General features: G+C 63.8%; 15 protein-coding genes and 1 other RNA gene. 9 read left to right on the forward strand and 7 right to left on the reverse strand.

Annotated elements, in window-relative coordinates:
* Window positions 1-13 precede the first annotated feature (13 nt).
* Both HV823_RS15630 and ffs read right to left on the reverse strand, forming a co-directional pair.
* Window positions 14-1,879, reverse strand: a complete 1,866-nt coding sequence (locus HV823_RS15630; RefSeq protein WP_176950663.1) for a DNA polymerase III subunit gamma/tau — start codon at window positions 1,877-1,879, stop codon at window positions 14-16.
* Between the two features lie 51 nt (window positions 1,880-1,930).
* Window positions 1,931-2,028, reverse strand: an RNA gene (gene ffs / locus HV823_RS15635) — signal recognition particle sRNA small type.
* Window positions 2,029-2,149: 121 nt separating this feature from the next.
* On the opposite strand from ffs, the gene HV823_RS15640 reads away from it, so the two are divergent.
* Together HV823_RS15640 and nudC are read left to right on the forward strand one after the other, a co-directional pair.
* Window positions 2,150-2,560 (forward strand): HIT domain-containing protein, encoded by a 411-nt coding sequence (locus HV823_RS15640; protein WP_176950664.1) that lies wholly within the window; start codon window positions 2,150-2,152, stop codon window positions 2,558-2,560.
* Window positions 2,557-3,531, forward strand: coding sequence for an NAD(+) diphosphatase (gene nudC, locus HV823_RS15645; RefSeq protein ID WP_176950665.1), 975 nt, complete (start codon window positions 2,557-2,559; stop codon window positions 3,529-3,531). Before HV823_RS15640 ends, nudC begins: the two co-directional genes overlap by 4 nt.
* Window positions 3,532-3,571: 40 nt before the next feature.
* On the opposite strand, the gene HV823_RS15650 is transcribed toward nudC, so the two are convergent.
* Both HV823_RS15650 and HV823_RS15655 read right to left on the reverse strand, forming a co-directional pair.
* Window positions 3,572-4,426: a prephenate dehydratase gene (locus HV823_RS15650; protein WP_176950666.1), complete on the reverse strand. Its 855-nt coding sequence runs from the start codon at window positions 4,424-4,426 to the stop codon at window positions 3,572-3,574.
* 11 nt (window positions 4,427-4,437) lie between these two features.
* Window positions 4,438-5,193 carry a 3-deoxy-manno-octulosonate cytidylyltransferase gene (locus HV823_RS15655; RefSeq protein ID WP_176950667.1) on the reverse strand — a complete coding sequence of 252 codons (756 nt, stop codon included), beginning with the start codon at window positions 5,191-5,193 and terminating at the stop codon, window positions 4,438-4,440.
* Between the two features lie 147 nt (window positions 5,194-5,340).
* Here HV823_RS15655 and HV823_RS15660 point away from each other — a divergent pair, with 147 nt between their 5' ends.
* The gene (locus HV823_RS15660) at window positions 5,341-5,988 is read left to right on the forward strand and encodes a c-type cytochrome (protein ID WP_176950668.1); all 648 of its coding nucleotides are present in this window, start codon (window positions 5,341-5,343) and stop codon (window positions 5,986-5,988) included.
* 162 nt (window positions 5,989-6,150) lie between these two features.
* Here HV823_RS15660 and HV823_RS15665 read toward each other — a convergent pair whose 3' ends face one another.
* Complete coding sequence (locus HV823_RS15665) at window positions 6,151-7,098, reverse strand: AEC family transporter (protein ID WP_176950669.1); 948 nt, start codon at window positions 7,096-7,098, stop codon at window positions 6,151-6,153.
* 457 nt (window positions 7,099-7,555) lie between these two features.
* Here HV823_RS15665 and HV823_RS15670 point away from each other — a divergent pair, with 457 nt between their 5' ends.
* Window positions 7,556-7,897, forward strand: a complete 342-nt coding sequence (locus tag HV823_RS15670) for a hypothetical protein (protein WP_176950670.1) — start codon at window positions 7,556-7,558, stop codon at window positions 7,895-7,897.
* Between the two features lie 72 nt (window positions 7,898-7,969).
* Here HV823_RS15670 and HV823_RS15675 read toward each other — a convergent pair whose 3' ends face one another.
* The gene (locus tag HV823_RS15675; protein WP_176950671.1) at window positions 7,970-8,296 is read right to left on the reverse strand and encodes a hypothetical protein; all 327 of its coding nucleotides are present in this window, start codon (window positions 8,294-8,296) and stop codon (window positions 7,970-7,972) included.
* A 437-nt stretch (window positions 8,297-8,733) separates the two neighbouring features.
* Window positions 8,734-8,868, reverse strand: coding sequence for a hypothetical protein (locus HV823_RS27055; protein ID WP_281374095.1), 135 nt, complete (start codon window positions 8,866-8,868; stop codon window positions 8,734-8,736).
* 223 nt (window positions 8,869-9,091) lie between these two features.
* On the opposite strand from HV823_RS27055, the gene HV823_RS15680 reads away from it, so the two are divergent.
* The 5 genes from HV823_RS15680 to arcC all read left to right on the forward strand — a co-directional run bounded on the left by HV823_RS15680 (window position 9,092) and on the right by arcC (window position 14,984).
* Window positions 9,092-9,802, forward strand: a complete 711-nt coding sequence (locus HV823_RS15680; RefSeq protein WP_176950672.1) for a thermonuclease family protein — start codon at window positions 9,092-9,094, stop codon at window positions 9,800-9,802.
* 443 nt (window positions 9,803-10,245) lie between these two features.
* Window positions 10,246-11,718: an arginine-ornithine antiporter gene (arcD, locus tag HV823_RS15685; protein WP_210270815.1), complete on the forward strand. Its 1,473-nt coding sequence runs from the start codon at window positions 10,246-10,248 to the stop codon at window positions 11,716-11,718.
* Between the two features lie 49 nt (window positions 11,719-11,767).
* Window positions 11,768-12,994, forward strand: coding sequence for an arginine deiminase (gene arcA / locus HV823_RS15690; RefSeq protein WP_176950673.1), 1,227 nt, complete (start codon window positions 11,768-11,770; stop codon window positions 12,992-12,994).
* Window positions 12,995-13,041: 47 nt separating this feature from the next.
* Window positions 13,042-14,046 carry an ornithine carbamoyltransferase gene (locus HV823_RS15695; protein WP_176950674.1) on the forward strand — a complete coding sequence of 335 codons (1,005 nt, stop codon included), beginning with the start codon at window positions 13,042-13,044 and terminating at the stop codon, window positions 14,044-14,046.
* Between the two features lie 2 nt (window positions 14,047-14,048).
* Window positions 14,049-14,984, forward strand: a complete 936-nt coding sequence (gene arcC, locus HV823_RS15700) for a carbamate kinase (RefSeq protein WP_176950675.1) — start codon at window positions 14,049-14,051, stop codon at window positions 14,982-14,984.

Here is a 14,984-nt window from a genome sequence, read left to right on the forward strand (position 1 = left end):
TCTGTGAGATGCATCAAAATTCGATGTCGTCGCCGGGCAGGATGTCGCCCTCGGCAGACTCGGCCGCTGCGGCAACCTCGACCGTCTCGTTCTCGACTTCCGGCGGCTTGATCCGCACGTCGGTGATCTTGGCGCCCGGGAAACGCTGCAGGATGGCTGCGACGTCCGGGTCCTGTCGCGCGTCGGCGACGCGCGCCTCTTGCGCCTTGGCTTCGGCTTCGGCAAGCGTCAGGCCGCCGGCCTCGCGCGAAACGATGACCATCCAGCGGATGCCCGTCCATTCCTCCAGGCGACGCTGCAGATCGCCCACCAGAGACTTCGGCGCATCGTCGGCAAGGCCGATCTCGGCGCGTCCCGGCTCGAACTTCACCGGCCGGACGAAATTGCGAAGTAGCGCCCGAAGGCGGATGTCGCGGTTCTTCGTGCAGAGCTCGGAAATATCCTCAAGCGAGGCGACCGGCACCTTCGGCGCGGGCGCTGCCTCCGCCGGTTGCGGAGCGGGCTGGATCGTCGCCTGCGGCTGCTGGTCGCCGGCCGGCACCGCCCGCAGCATCGTCGCCCCGCCACCGGAGCGCATGCTCGGCTGCTCGGGACTGCGCGCGACTGCGGAAACGGACGTCGGCGCGGGCGCGGCGCCGGAATAGGCCGGCCCGGACGACGGGCGCTGGCCATTTCCGTTGCCGCCGCCGTTGGCCAGCTCGGCAAGGCGCCGCGCGGCATCTTCCGGCGAAGGAAGGTGGGCGGCGTGCGCCAGCCGGATCAGCACCATTTCTGCCGCGCCAGCGGGACGGCTCGAGGATTCCGTCTCCGGTATCCCCTTCAGCAGCATCTGCCAGATGCGCGACAGGGCGGTGATCGCAACGGTCTGCGCCAACTCGGCGCCGCGCACGCGCTCGATCTCGCTCAGCGACTGATCGGTTGCCGCGTCGGGCACATATTTCATCCGCGTTACAAGGTGGGTGAAATCGGCAAGGTCCGTGAGCACGACCGGCGGGCTGGCACCGGCCTCGTACTGCGCGGAGAACTCGGCAAGGGCGGCTGCGACGTCGCCACGGATCACATGCGTGAAGAGATCGACGATACGGGCGCGGTCGGCAAGGCCCAGCATCGAACGCACCGCAGCCGCCTCGACGACGCCGCCGCCATGGGCGATCGCCTGGTCGAGCAGCGACAGGCCGTCACGCGCGGAGCCTTCGGCGGCACGCGCGATCATGGCGAGCGCATCGGACTCGGCCTGCACGCCTTCCTTTCCGAGGATGGTGGAGAAAAGTCCGACGAGATCGGTGGCGGCGATGCGGCGCAGGTCGAAGCGCTGGCAGCGCGACAGCACCGTAATCGGCACCTTACGGATTTCCGTCGTGGCGAAGATGAATTTCACATGCTCCGGCGGTTCCTCGAGCGTCTTCAGCAGGCCGTTGAAGGCCTGCGTCGAGAGCATGTGCACTTCGTCGATGATGTAGACCTTGTAGCGCGCCGAGACCGGGCGGTAGCGCACCTGCTCGATGATCTCGCGGATGTCGTCGATGCCGGTGTGCGAGGCGGCATCCATCTCGATCACATCGACATGCCGGCCTTCCATGATCGCCTGGCAATGCTCGCCCGGCAACTTCAGGTCGATGGTGGGACGGTCGATCTCGGCGGTCTTGTAGTTCAGCGCGCGGGCAAGGATGCGGGCGGTCGTCGTCTTGCCGACCCCGCGAACGCCCGTCAGCATGTAGGCCTGCGCGATGCGGCCGGTCTCGAAGGCGTTGGTCAACGTGCGGACCATCGGCTCCTGGCCGACCATCAGGTCCGTAAAATCCTTGGGACGGTACTTGCGCGCCAGAACCCGGTATGCGGCGGGTTTCTCACCTGACGGAAGTGGAGTGTCGTCGCTCATCGCCCCTGCCGCATCGCTTGAAAATAGCGTCCCGACAGGACAGGACGTTGGGTGGGAGGCTGGCACGATGACCCGTGCCGGGGCTCGTTAGGGCTGCTTCCTTCCGGACCTGACCCGGTTGGCGAGTGGCTCGTCCACCACCAACCTCCCGACCTCCATATCGGCAATATTGGACCAGAATGCAAGCCGGCCTGCCAAAAAACTATTGGTGCGGGGGCGAAGGCGTGGCATGACTCAGTGGGGCGGAGCGCGAAGACGGGAGCGACGGATTTGAACGCATTCGAGGTGGACGAGCGGCTTGTTCGAGACAGCGAGCTTCTGACCCAGATCGGACTTTGCGAGCTGCGCCTGATGAAGGATGCCCGCTGGCCCTGGCTCGTTCTCGTGCCCCAGCGCGCCGATGCCTGCGAGATCTTCGACCTCACCCCGCTCGACCAGACGATGCTGACCTTCGAGATCAACCTGGTGGCGGATGCGCTGAAGCGGGCAACCGGCGCCACCAAGATCAATATCGGAGCGCTCGGCAACATCGTCCGCCAACTCCACGTCCATGTGATTGCCCGCAGCGAGGGCGACCCGAACTGGCCCGGTCCGGTCTGGGGCTTTGGTGCCGCCGAAAGCTGGACAGGCGAAAAGAAGGTCACGTTCACCAAGACACTGCTGGAACATTTGAACTCATGAAATCCACGATCTTCGACCTGCACCTGCCGCACGCCGAACCCAGCACCATGGTCGCCTTTGCCGAGAACAGCCTCGACCGGCGCTCGGAGTACCGCGCGGAAGATTGCATAGCGCGCGCACTCCAGACCGAAGGCGTGCACGCATTTGCGTTTGCCGGCGGAAAGCTTGTCGTCAAACACGACGAGAAGATCATCGATCCGCTCTTTGCGCCGTACGAGCTGGCCGGGCTCGATCCGATCGTCGACGAGACGATCCTGCTTGGCTACCTGAAGAACGGTGAGCCGCGGCTGGCCGTTCCGGTCCGTGCAGACCCCGATACGCTCCATGAGCCGTTGAGGGCCTCCGACGGCCGTACGCTCTACCGCCAGCAGATGCTGGACGACGACCTGTTGGGACAATTCGCGCAAGCCTCGGCGCTCCTGACCTGGAACGGCAACAGCCGCTTCTGCGGCAAATGCGGTTCACCGACCCGCATGGAGATCGGCGGCTATCGACGGGTATGCAACGCCTGCGGGCACCAGACCTTCCCGCGCACGGATCCGGTCGTCATCATGCTGGCGATCGATCTCGAGCGTGATCGCTGCCTGCTCGGCCGTTCGCCGCATTTTCCTGAGGGGATGTATTCGTGCCTCGCCGGTTTCGTCGAGCCGGGGGAGACGATCGAGCATGCCGTGCGGCGTGAGACGCTGGAGGAATCCGGCATCCGCCTCGGCCGCGTGCGCTACCACGCCTCCCAGCCCTGGCCGATGCCGCACTCGCTGATGATCGGCTGCTACGGCGAAGCGAAATCCTTCGACATTCATCGTGACGAGCAGGAACTGGAGGATTGCCGCTGGTTCTCGCGGGAGGAAACAGCCGCTATGCTGGCGCGAACCGCAAGCACCGATCCCGTGACCGGCGCAACCACCTCACCGCCGAAGGGCGCGATCGCGCACCGGCTGATGCGCGACTGGCTGGACTGGCCCGCCTGAACTGCCCCGAAACGGCCCGATTGAACGAGCCGGGCACGCCTCACATGCTGAGGCGCATCGGATGGGCGCGGTAGCTGCCGAGGATGCGAACCTTCTCCGAGAAGAACCGCAGCTCCTCCAGCGCGCGCCGCAGGTTGGCGTCGTCCGGATGCCCCTCGATATCGGCATAGAACTGCGTGGCAAAGAACTTGCCGCCGATCTGGTAGCTTTCCAGCTTCGTCATGTTGATGCCGTTGGTGGCAAAGCCGCCCAGCGCCTTGTAGAGTGCTGCAGGAATGTTGCGCACGTTGAAGACGAAGGTCGTGACGATCACCTCGTCGGACTTGGTACGCGCCGGAACGTCGGCCTCGCGCGCAAGCACGACGAAGCGGGTGACGTTGCTTTCGGAATCCTCGACGTTCTCCGCGATGATCTCCAGACCGTAGAGATCGGCGGCCAGTCGGGGCGCGAGCGCCGCCATGCTGCGGTCCCCCTTTTCGGCAACGAGCTTTGCCGCGCCCGCCGTGTCGCCTGCGATCACCGGCTTCCAGCCGTTCATGCGCACGATCCGCCGGCACTGGCCGAGCGCGTGGATGTGGCTGTGCACCGTGCGGACCTCATCCTTCGTCACGCCCGGCAGCACCATCAGCTGGAAGCGGATCGGCATGAAATACTCGCCGACGATGTGCAGCCGCGATTCCGGCAGGAGATGATGGATGTCGGCGACCCGCCCCGCGAGCGTGTTCTCGATGGGGATCATGGCGAGATCGGCATCGCCGTTTTCGACCGCGAGGAAGGCTTCCTCGAAGGTCTGGCAGGGCAGCGGCTCCATCTGCGGAAACATGTCCCGGCAGGCCATGTCGGAATTCGCGCCAAACTCGCCCTGGAAGGCGATCTTGTTGTTCTTCTGTATCATGGGACGGTCCATCAGAGGGGCGCGGCCGCAAGCAGCCTGCGGGCCTTTTCGAGATCGGCGGGAGTATCGACACCGAGCGGAACGGTGTCAACGATCTCGGCGTCGATGCGAAGGCCGGCCTCGAGCGCACGCAACTGCTCGAGGGACTCGCGCTTTTCGAGGGTCGAAGGCGGCAGCGAGACGAACATCTCCAGCGCCTTGCGCCGATAGGCATAGAGGCCGATATGATGGTAGAGCGGCCCATTGCCGTGCGGGGCGGTGGCGCGGGTGAAGTAAAGCGCGCGCAACCGGTTCTGGCCGATAGGCGAGCCTACGACCTTGACCACGTTCGGGTTCGTCTTTTCCTCCGCATCGGTGATCTCGGTCGTCAGCGTCGCAACGTCCGTCGCCGGATCGGAAAGCGGGTTCAGCGCGGCGCGGATCGTCGCCGGATCGATGGTCGGAAGGTCACCCTGCACGTTTATGATCACCTTGGCCCGACCGTCCGGGTCGCACTTCAGCAGCGCTTCGTGGATCCGGTCGGAGCCGGACTGGTGCTCGACCTTGGTCATGACCACTTCGAAGCCTGCCGCCGCCACCGCGTCGAAGGTCTCCTGGTGGTCGACTGCGACCACCACGCGGCCGGTACCGGATTCGGCGGCGCGCCTTGCCACCTGCACGATCATCGGCGCTCCGCAAATGTCGGCCAGCGGCTTGCCCGGAAGGCGGGTGGAGGCCATGCGGGCCGGGATCAGGACAAGCGTCTCGTCGAAACTCGAAGAATTCATGCGTAGCCCTTCAGATATCGCGCAAAAAGTGTCAAAACGTCTCAGTGCCGGGCGCACAATGACTGTTGCAACGAAGCAGCAAAAGACATAGGTTCCGCGCAAATTCAAGACTATCGGCATAATAGTGCCGCTTCGTGGGAGCTGAGGATGAACCCTTATATCAACATGGGCGTGGGCGCCCTGCTTGGCACTATTTTCGTGCTGATGTCGGTGTCGATCGCCTCGGAGGGCATTTTCCATTCGGCTGCCCCCGAGAAGGAAGGGTTCACGATCGTCGCAACGGAAGGGACTACCGAGGGCGGCGCGGAGGGTGGAGCCGAGGCCGCAGCGACGCCGATCGCAACCCTGCTCGCATCGGCCGACGCCTCGGCCGGCGAAACGGCCTTCAAGAAGTGTCAGGCCTGTCATAGCGGAGAGAAGGGCGGACCGAACAAGGTCGGCCCCGATCTCTGGGACATCGTGAACCGCCCGATCGCCGCGCATGAAGGCTTCAGCTACTCGGCGGCCATGAAGACGTTTGCCGAGGGCGGCAAGCAGGTCTGGGACTTCGACCACCTCAACCACTTCCTGGCGGCACCGAAGAAGTACATCGCCGGAACCGCGATGGGCTTCGCCGGCCTGAAGAAGGACGACGAGCGCGCCAACCTGATCGCCTACCTGCGTACGCTTTCCGACAATCCGGCCCCGCTGCCGAGCCCTTCTGCCGAAGGCGCTGCCGCTGCACCGGCCGCCGAAGGCGCGACCCCGGCCGAAGGCGCGACCCCCGCAGCGGAGCCTGCACCCGCCGCGCAGTGATCCTGCCTGACACTCGATTTCGAAACCCGGCCAATGGCCGGGTTTTTCGTTTCAGGCCTCTGCCGAGGGCAGCGGATATCCGCGCTTGCTGGAGCGGCAAAGCCACCCGGTCAGCCGTGCGCGCCCTGCGCGCCGCGCGGAGAAAGCATTGCCGCGGCCGGATCACGCCCCGAGAAGCCACGCCCAGAACGAGACGCTGACGACGCCCGCCATGGTCGACATCGTGATCGTCGACGACGCCAGCGCGTGCCCGACATTGAAGTGATTGGCCAGCAGCCAGGCGTTGACGCCCGTCGGAACGGCCGACGTCAGCACGATGGCGGTCGTCCAGTTCTGATCCAGACCGACGAGGCGGCAGGCAAGGAAGACGCAGGCGGGCAGCAGGAAGAGCTTGAAGGCCGACATCACCATGGCCGGCGCCACGTTGCCGCGAAGGCCGTACTTCACCAGCGCCATACCGATCGATACAAGCGCTGCCGGCGCCGCGACCGAGGCAAGCTGATCGACGACGATCTTGGCCGGCCCTTGCAGTGGGACGCCAAAGAGATGAAACAACGCGCCGCAAACGAGGCCGATCACCAGCGGGTTGCGCACCAGGCTGCGGCTGAGCCCGAGCACGAGGCTGGTGGCACTCTGCGCCGGACGTGTGCCCTCCTTGCGCTCCGCCAGTTCCATCAGCACCGAGCCGGCAACCATCATCACCGGCAGGTGCACCGACAGCAGAACGGAGATCGCCACCAGGCCGTCGTCGCCCACGATACGAGACACCAGCGGCAGCCCGATGAAGACGGTGTTGGCAAAGGCCGACGACACGCCTGCCAGAACACCGTAGCGACGATCGCGCCGAAAGAAGAGCGTCGCCACCAGGTGGGCGATCGCCCAGGTCACGGCGACCCCGCCGAAGTATGCCACCCAGATGCGCCAGGGCGAGCCGCCCTCGAACGTCGCCTCCGCAATCGTCCTGAACAGCAGTACCGGGACCGCAACCCGAAAGACAAACTCGCCGAGCGCATCGCCGACGGCGGGCTTCAGATAGCCCGTCTTGACGAGCACCCAGCCGAGCAGAATGAGCGCGAAAAGGGGAATGACGTTCGTTACGGTATCGGTCATTGGAGCGGGTGCGAGCGACGGGAGAATATGGAGCGGGGCCGCAAACGAATGCGCGGCACTATCATCTGCAATGGGTAGCGGAAGCGGATGGCGCGGTCCACTGCCGCGCGAAATGAAAAAAGCGGGGACTTGCCCCGCTTCCTCATCCCCGCCTGTGGCGGGAAGCGATCCGTCTGCTGCCAGTACATCCGTGGTCAGCGAGAACGAACCGAAACTTTGCGACGCACCGTGCCGGGCGTCTATGGCACCCCTTCTAAGAGTTCACGGTTACAGCCGTGTGACAGAAGGCGGTGCCGATCTGATTGCCCCAGCATCGGCGGATTTGGTTAATAAAGGGTTAATAACAGACGCCGATCCGCGGACGAGACGCCGTGCGGAATGATTTGCCTTTTTGGGGAACCCGACACAGGTATCTCTAGTTCATTCAAGACAAGGAACTGCACCCAGGAGAATTGCAATGGCAGATGAAAAGCAGCCAGGCCGGCGCGCGCCGCTCGGCGTTGTGGGGTCTTCCAAGAAGTCGGACAAATCCGTCGAGGATACTGTCGGCGCATACGCTGCCGACGCCGATGCGGAGGCCGCGAAGGCGGCAATTACAGAACAGCTGGAAATCCTGAAGGGCGAGGTGGCGCAGCTGCGCGAAACCCTAGGCGTGATTGCCGAGAACACCGGGCAATATGCCGTTTCGCGCGTCAATTCGGTGCGGGAGGAGGTGCGCGTCGCGGTTGCCGCCAATCCGCTCGGGGCGCTCTTTGGCGCCGCACTCGTCGGATATCTGTTCGGCTTGCGCCGACGCTGATGCGTGCCGGCCGCAAACTGCGGCCGGCAGAGCCGGAAGACTATTCTTCGTCGCAACGAGCAGTCAGCTGCCTCAGCGCCAGTAGCGGCTGCTGCGCGACGGCTGTTCGCTGGCCGACGCCAGGAGGTATCCGAGGGCGACGCCGGCAAGGCCGGCGACAAGAACGAGCGTGGAGACCGCCGCAGGGTGTTCCCGGGCAGCGCCTGCCACAGCCGCCCCCTCGGAGCGCACATATCCGGCGCCCTGACGTGCGGCGGCACGCACGGACTTGCCCGCCCTGCCGGCCCTGTCGCGCGCCTCATCGACCACTTCGCTCGCCTGGGCGGACATCTCCTTTCGCAGCCTGTCGATCTCCTCGCGAAGGCTCTGAAGCTGCGTCTGGGCATCCAACTCTGCCATGGGTGATCTCCCTTTCGATGTTTAAACCAACCGCAAGGTAAGTGCTGCTGCGCAAATCAAACCGAATTGCGGGTTGCCAACCTTCGGTCCGTTTGGCGGCAAGCCCTCTTGCCGCTCATGCCTAACAACGACCGGAAACGGTGGAAGTTCCTGCAACCGCGAAATGTGCCAGAGTTCGCATCGTTGAAATGAAACAGCCACCAGACAAGAAGAACCCGGCGCTGTGCGGGGCGCCGGGAGGCACAGGTTGGGGCATTTTCTGAGGTGGCGCCGGCGCCACAAAGAAAAGCTTAGGTGCAATCAATGTTTGCGCCAAGTGGAATTGCACAATCTAGCTCGAATTATCGAGCAGCTAGATCGTTCGATAGCCCGCAGCGCGCGCAAAGCCGCTGCCTTTCAATCATATAAGGACGGTTTCGTCCCCGGACCTTGCTGTATTACTCGACGACGGCGACCTGATCGGCCTGGCTGGACATGGCGTGGTGGTCTACCATTTCGGGAACCAAAGCCAGTCCGAACATGACGGCGACGAACGTGACGAAAACCGTCACGGACAGGGTGGTGCGAATCATGGCGGCCCTCCTTTCGGCACTCAGACTATCCCAATGCGGGCCTCCGCACCGGCCTTTTCTGAACGCCAGATGAACAAAAAAGTTTGAACGGGGAAAGTAACGAAAAGTATACGCCTGACATGCGGCGGCTTCGGAAGCCTGTGGCGGCGCGCGCCGCTTTGACATCGGAGACGAAGCGGGCGTACTTACGGCAGCAGATCAGCCAGCGATTCCGGAATAGAACATGCCCTCCAAAAAACCGCGAAAACGCCGCTCGTCCGGAACCCGCAAACCGTCGTCCGCGCGCCAGCGCATGTGGCCCTGGTATGCGCTGGGTGTTGCAATCGTCGCCGCGATCGTCGCGCGCGAGAATATGGACAGCCTGACGAGCCTGCTTCGGCCAGGCAATACGGTTCGCGTCTCCGAGCAGCCGGCCGCGCGGCCGAAGCCGGCAGAACCGCCGCGACGCGCGCCCGAAAGGCTCGCCGAACCGGCCGAGAAGCGCCCGCCGACGCCTGCAGCCACGATGCCACCGGCACCGACCCCGGACACGAGGCCGCTTTTGCCGCCGCAGCCGATTCCCGTGCAGCCCAGCCAGACCGCGGGCGGAACGGCCTTTTTCTATTGCGGGATAAAGCAGGACAACTGCATCATCGACGGGGGCAATTTCGTCTATCACGGCGTGAAGATCCGGCTGGCGGACATCTATGTTCCGGCGACGAAGGAAGCCAAATGCGACCGCGAGCGCAATCTGGGCGGCGACGCGAAGGAAGCGCTGCGCCTGCTGCTCAACGCCGGTGATTTCGAACTTGCGGCATGGAAGCCGATCGACGAGGACCAGTACGGCCGCAAGCTGCGCATCGTCGTTCGCGACGGAAAATCGATTGGCGATGCGCTTGTGGCCCGTGGCTATGCCCGGCCGTGGACCGGCCAGCGCGAATCATGGTGCCCGTGAGACATCCGATAGCAAGCGCGCCCGGCAAGCATCGCCTCAGTTCACATTCGAGCCGTCGGACCGACTTCTACGTCGGAGGCGGCAAAGGACGCTTGGCGGCACCTGCCACGCCAGCCCCACGCGGCTGTTCTCGCATGGCATGACCATGCACACGACGTGAGCGAAGGTGCGCCGTGCCGATTCCTTCACCAAAGCCAGAATGCGACGTCACGCAACCATGAAGCGTTCAAGCCGTATGTGCGCCGGATAGCCGGCCGCCGCGGTGCGCGGCGTGCACGTTTAACGCGTTTCCGGCCGCCACACAATCATGACGGCTTGCGTTCCTCCCCACGCAAGTATGCTCCCGGTAAGATACGCTCAGATACGCAGGCCGAGGCACCGCGTCTGCTACAGTGCTCCCACATACCGAGGTTCGAGTAGCGCCCAGGCGTTGTGGGGGGATCATGGCTATCACTCATGATCAGGTCATTGCCACTGAAAAGCCGTCGGACAAGCTGACCTTGCTGCCGTTAACCGCCCTGGTCGTCGGATCGATGATCGGCGGCGGCGTCTTCAACTTGCCATCGGACATGTCGCGCGGTGCGGCGCCCGGGGCCATTGTTATCGGCTGGGTCATCACCGGCATCGGCATGTTGACATTGGCGCTGGTCTACCAGTCCCTGGCGAACCGCAAGCCGGACCTGAACGCCGGGCCCTATGCTTACGCCAAGGCGGGCTTCGGTCCGTATATCGGCTTCAACAGCGCCTGGGGATATTGGCTGAGCGCCTTTCTCGGCAACGTGGCCTACGCGGTCGCGATCTTCTCTGCGCTCTCTTTCTTCTTTCCGGCCTTCGGCGATGGCAACAACCTGATATCCATCGTCGGCGCCTCGCTCTGCCTTTGGCTGATCCATGCACTTGTGCTGAATGGCATCAAGCAGGCCGCCTTCGTCAACATCGTCACGACAATCGCCAAACTCGTCCCGCTGATGCTCTTTGTGCTGATCGCGATCATTGCCTTCAACTGGGACAAATTCACTTTCGACTTGTGGGGCCGCGGGACGGAAGGCGGAGCCGCCAGCCTCGGCAGCGTCATGGATCAGGTGAAGAGCACGATGCTCGTGACGCTGTGGGTATTCATCGGTATAGAGGGCGCCAGCGTCTACTCGGCCCGCGCCGCGCGCCGATCCGACGTCGGACGGGCGACAGTCATCGGCTTCCTCGGCGCCCTCGGCATCTACATCCTCGTCTCCATCCTGTCGACCGGCATCCTATCGCAACCCGAACTGGCAGGCCTGAAAGTGCCCTCCATGGCCGGCGTACTGGAGCCGCTCGTCGGGCGGTGGGGCGCGTCGCTGGTCAATCTAGGGCTGATGATCTCCGTCGGCGGAGCCTTCCTGTCCTGGACGCTCCTGTGCGCGGAAATTCCCTATACCTGCGGGCGTGACGGGACCTTTCCGAAATGGTTCGCGGTGGAGAATGCCAACGGATCGCCTGTGAACGCGCTGTGGGCCACCAATCTGATGATCCAGGTGTTTCTCATCCTCAGCTTCTTCTCCAAGAGCGCCTACCAGTTCTTCTATTTCATAGCGTCCGTGGCGATCCTGCCGCCCTACGTGTTTTCCGGCGGCTACGCCCTCAAGCTTGCGCTGACCGGCGAAACCTATGGAACGGATGCCAAGGCGCGACGGCGCGGCATGATCGTCGGGTTGATCGCCACGCTTTACGGCATCTGGCTCGTCTACGCCGCCGGCCTCACCTACCTGCTCATGTGCGCTGTGCTCTTCGTTCCCGGCATCTTCGTCTATGCCCGCGCGCGCAGGGAGCATGGCGAGCCGACATTCGTCGGCGCCGAACTTCTCATTGCGATCGGGATTGGTCTGCTGGCCCTGCTCGCCGTCTACCTGATGTGGACGGGAGCAATCAGCCCCCTCTAGTCGCGGTCCGCATTGCCAATTGTGACAGTTTGCTCGTTGGAGGGACCAGATGCGCAATTTCGGTGTCCATTCGGAAGTCGGAAAGCTGAGAACGGTGATGGTCTGCCGGCCATCGCTTGCCCACCAGAGGCTCACCCCCGGCAACTGCCACGACCTTTTGTTCGACGATGTCATCTGGGTGCACGAGGCCCAGAAGGACCATTACGATTTCGTCCTGAAAATGCAGGAACGCGGCGTGGAAGTGCTCGAACTGCACGACCTCCTCGCGGAGACGCTGCCGGACAAGGAGGCCAGGGATTTCGTCCTAGACCGCCGCATCATTCCCAATGTGCTCGGGACGCAGGTTTCGGAAGCGATGCGTCCGTGGCTGGACGAGATGCCGGCGAAGGAACTGGCAGCCTTCCTGATCGGCGGGATCGCCGTCTCCGATCTGCCCGACATACGCGGCAAGGATCTGATGCTGGAGGCGCTCGGAGCGCCGGAGTTCGTCATCCCTCCGATCCCCAACACCCTGTTCCAGCGTGATCCGTCGTGCTGGATCTATGGCGGAGTGACGGTCAATCCGATGTTCTGGCCGGCCCGCCGAGCCGAGACGCTGCTGCAGCGGGCGGTCTACAAGTTCCATCCGTCGTTCAGGGATGGCGACTTCCAGATCTGGTGGGGCGATTCCGATGAACCCTTCGCCAACGCGACGATGGAGGGCGGCGACGTCATGCCGATCGGAAACGGCGCCGTGCTGATCGGCATGGGCGAGCGCACGACCTACCAGGCCGTCGGCCAGGTGGCGCAGGCGCTGTTCAAGGCAAAGGCTGCAACCCGGGTCATCGCCTGCCTGATGCCGAAGAGCCGCGCGGCCATGCACCTCGATACCGTGTTCAGCTTCTGCGACCGGGATCTGGTGACCCTCTTTGCCGATGTCGTCGACCAGATCCGCTGCTACAGCGTCTATCCGCGCGGCGACGACGGCACCTTCGAGGTGCATCCGGAGACGAAGCCGATGCTGGATGTCGTCGCCGACGCGCTCGGATTGAAGAAGCTGCGGACCGTCGCGACCGGTGGCAACGCCTATGAGGCCGAGCGTGAACAGTGGGACGACGGCAACAACGTCGTCGCGCTCGAACCCGGCGTCGTCATCGCCTACGACCGCAATACCTACACGAACACGCTGCTTCGCAAGGCCGGCGTCGAAGTCATCACGATCCGCGGGGCCGAACTCGGCCGCGGCCGCGGTGGCGGCCATTGCATGACGTGCCCTGTCTGGCGCGACCCGGTCTGACGGCTGTCGAACCGATACCAACCCTTCAACAGTGCTGGAGCCGCATCATGAGCCTCAACCTCCGCAATCGCTCGCTTCTGACGGTGCAGGATTATACGCCGCGCGAGTTCCGCTTCCTGCTCGATCTCGCTCGCGACCTGAAACGGGCCAAATATGCCCGCACGGAGCAGCAGCATCTCAAGGGCAAGGAAATCTGCCTGATCTTCGAGAAGACCTCGACGCGCACGCGCTGCGCCTTCGAGGTGGCCTGCTCGGACCAGGGGGCGAACGTCACCTATCTCGACCCCGCCGGCTCGCAGATCGGCCACAAGGAATCCTTCAAGGACACCGCACGCGTTCTCGGGCGCATGTATGACGCGATCGAGTATCGCGGTTCCGCGCAGAAGGGTGTGGAGACGCTGGCGCAATATGCCGGCGTCCCGGTCTATAACGGCCTGACCGACGAGTATCACCCCACCCAGATGCTCGCCGACGTCATGACCATGCGCGAGCACAGCGACAAGCCGATCGCCGACATCAAATATGCCTATGTCGGCGACACGCGCTCCAACATGGGCCATTCGCTTTTGATCGTCGGCTGCCTGATGGGCATGGACGTGCGCATCTGCGGACCGAAATCGCTCTGGCCGTCCGACGACTATCGCAAGATCGCCGAGGAACTGGCGGATAGATCCGGCGCCCGGCTGACGATCACCGACGATCCCAAGGCCGCAGTCAAGGGCGTCGACTTCATCCACACCGACGTGTGGGTATCCATGGGCGAGCCGAAGGACGTCTGGAAGGAGCGCATCAAGCTCCTGATGCCCTATCAGGTCAACACGGCGCTGATGAAGGCCAGCGGGAATGCCCAGGTCAAGTTCATGCACTGCCTGCCCGCCTTCCACGACACGGATACGGTGGTCGGCAAGCAGATCGCCGACGATTACGGCATCTCCGACGGGCTGGAAGTCACCAACGAGGTGTTCGAATCCGAAGCCAATATCGCCTTCGAGCAGGCTGAAAACCGCCTGCACACGATCAAGGCCCTTCTCGTGGCAACCCTTGGAGACTGACCATGCGCATCGTGATCGCATTGGGCGGAAATGCGCTCCTCAAGCGCGGCGAGCCGATGACTGCGGAAGTCCAACGTCGCAACATCCGTGTTGCCGCCGAAGCCATCGCGCCGGTCACCAGGGAGCACCAGGTCGTCATCACCCACGGCAACGGGCCGCAGGTGGGGCTGCTCGCGCTGCAGGGGGCCGCCTACCGGCCGGAGGAGGCCTATCCGCTGGATGTGCTCGGCGCCGAGACGGAGGGCATGATCGGATACATGCTGGAACAGGAGCTCGGCAACATCCTGCCCTTCGAGGTGCCGTTTGCAACGCTTTTGACGATGGTGGAGGTCGATGGCGACGATCCCGGCTTCAAGAACCCCACAAAATTCGTGGGACCGGTCTACGAGAAGGCCGATGCGGATCGGCTGGCGGCCGAAAAGGACTGGGTCTTCAAGCAGGATGGCGAAAAGTGGCGCCGCGTCGTGCCCTCGCCGATGCCCAAGCGCATCTTCGAAATCCGGCCGGTGAAATGGTTGCTTGAAAAAGGCACGATCGTCATCTGCGCCGGCGGGGGCGGCATCCCCACCATGTACAAGCCGGGCAAGGAGCGTTTGCTGACCGGCGTCGAGGCGGTGATCGACAAGGACTTCTGCTCGGAACTGCTCGCACGCGAGCTCGAAGCCGACCTGTTCATCATGGCGACCGACGCGCAAGCCGTCTTTACCGATTGGGGAAAACCCGAGCAGAAGGCGATCCACCGGGCCAATCCGGAGACGATCAGCAGCTACCCGTTCCCGGCAGGGTCGATGGGGCCGAAGGTGGAGGCGGCCTGCCACTTCGCCCGCAGCACCGGCAAGGTGGCGGCGATCGGTGCGCTCGCCGATATCGAGGCCATCGTGCGCGGCGAGCGCGGCACGATCGTCAGTTCCTCATTTTCTGGCATGACATGGCACTGA

The organism is Mycoplana rhizolycopersici, from assembly GCF_013378445.1.
GTDB classification, from domain to species: domain Bacteria; phylum Pseudomonadota; class Alphaproteobacteria; order Rhizobiales; family Rhizobiaceae; genus Mycoplana; species Mycoplana rhizolycopersici.